This is a genomic window from Actinoplanes sp. NPDC051633 (genome assembly GCF_040681735.1).
Classification (GTDB): Bacteria; Actinomycetota; Actinomycetes; order Mycobacteriales; family Micromonosporaceae; genus Actinoplanes.
The window spans coordinates 1-1,886 of sequence record NZ_JBFAZH010001361.1; the positions used below are offsets into that span (position 1 = coordinate 1).

General features: G+C 72.2%; 1 protein-coding gene and 1 pseudogene. Both read right to left on the bottom strand.

From position 1 onward, the window contains the following. A pseudogene (locus AB0M20_RS40980) lies at window positions 1-459 on the bottom strand (phosphoesterase); the annotation flags it as partial. A gap of 84 nt (window positions 460-543) precedes the next feature. Beyond that, the coding region (locus AB0M20_RS40985) for an MMPL family transporter (RefSeq protein ID WP_364306657.1) at window positions 544-1,886 on the bottom strand (1,343 nt) is incomplete at its 5' end.

Below are 1,886 nucleotides of genomic sequence, written 5' to 3' on the forward strand. Positions count from 1 at the left end.
GCTCAGGCCCTGCGGTGCCACCGTGTACGGCCCGAGGATGACATGCCAGGTGCCCGGCCGGACCGTCCCCGGCAGATAGCCGGGGGTCGCGTCGGACGCGCTGATGGTGAACCCGGCCCGGAAGCCACCGGACCAGCCGCGGAAGCCGGCGGCGTTGCCCGGCTCGATGCCCGTCTCGTCGAAGATCCCGATGTCCAGAGCGTTCCCGTTGTAGCCGGGTGGAGGCGCCGGCTTGTCATATGCGTACGAGACGGTGATCCGGTTGACCCCGGCCGGCACCCGAAGCGGGATGTAGACCCAGTCCGGTGCCCCGTACGCGATGTGCCCGGCCAGCGTGCGAACCTGGTCGCCGGTGTCGGCGTACGCGAAATCCACCGGATCGAGTACGACGGCGGCCATGCCGGCCACGCCGGCCGCAGCCGTTCCGATCAGCAACTGGCGTCGGTCGAGCTGCGTCATCGTGCGGCTCCGTTCTCACGTCCCCCCGACGAGCTTGCCGCGACACGAGCCCCTCAGGCAATAGGCGCGTATGCCAGGCCGGTCCTACCGATGCGCGCTCTCCATGTCCGCCGCGCGGGCGGCCGGGACTCGTGCCGCCGCGGGCACCGGGTCGCCGGTGCGCGGCGCGAACCAATTCTGGTGCAGCCGGCGCAGCGGCGCGGGCGCCCACCAGTTCCACTCGCCGAGCAGTTGCATCACCGCCGGCAGGAGCAGGCCGCGGACGACCGTGACGTCGAGCAGCAGCGCGACCGCCATCGCGAAACCGATCTCCTTGACGGCGATGAGGTCGCCGAGCAGGAAGCCGAGGAACACCACGCCGATGCACAGCGCGGCGGCGGTGACCACCGGTCCGGACTTGTCGATGCCGGCGCGGACGGCGTCGTCGCCGGCGCGTCGCCCGTCCCACTCCTCCTTGATGCGGGCGAGCAGGAACACCTCGTAGTCCATCGAGAGTCCGAACACGAAGACGAACAGCAGGACGGGCGTGGTGACGTCGATCGCGCCCCACGAGTCGAAGCCGAGCAGGGCGTCGCCGATGCCCCACTGGAACACGACAACCAGGACGCCGAGCGTGGCGAGCAGGGTGAGCGCGTTCATCAGCAGTGCCTTGACCGGCATCACCAGCGAGCCGGTCAGCACGAACAGCAGCACTGCCGTGGACAGCAGGATGACCAGCAGCGCGATGGGGAACCGGCCGGCCACCGAGTCGCGGTAGTCGACCAGTTCCGCGGCGGGGCCGCCGACGAGCATGGGAAAGGGCGGGTTCAGCGTACGGATCTCGCGTACGAGGTCGCGGGAGGTCTGGCCGGCCGTCCCACCCTCGGGTGTGACGTCGATGATGGCCGCCGGCGCGACGATGTCGGGGCGCGGCTGCACCCGCAGCACCCCGTCGAGCGTGTTGAGGGCGTTCAGGAAGTCGCGCGCCGCGGCCTCGGTCGGGTCGGCGTCGACCACCAGGACGATCGGCTCGGCCTGGCCGGCGCTGAAGTCGCGCTGCACCTTCTCCTGCAGCCGGCGATCCTCGGCCGAGGCGGGCAACGCGCGGGCGTCGGAATTCTCCAGGTTGACCGCGAACCCGAACGGCAGCGACAGCGCGAGCAGGCCGGTCGTGACGGCGAGCGCGACCGGCGCGGGCCGGCTCTGTGCGAATGCGGCGAGCCGCACCAGCAGACCAGGGCCGGGTCGGGCGCGGCGGAAGGCGAGCACGCGGGTGGAGCCGCGGGCCGCGGGGATGCGGCGGTGCGCCGCGGCGATGAGTGCGGGTACGGCGGTCAGGCCGGCCGCGGTGGCCAGCAGCACCACGACCGCGCCGCCCAGTGCCATCGCGCCGAGCAGTGGTTCGGCGAACGCGAACAGGCCGGCCATCCCCGCGGCGACGGCGAGCC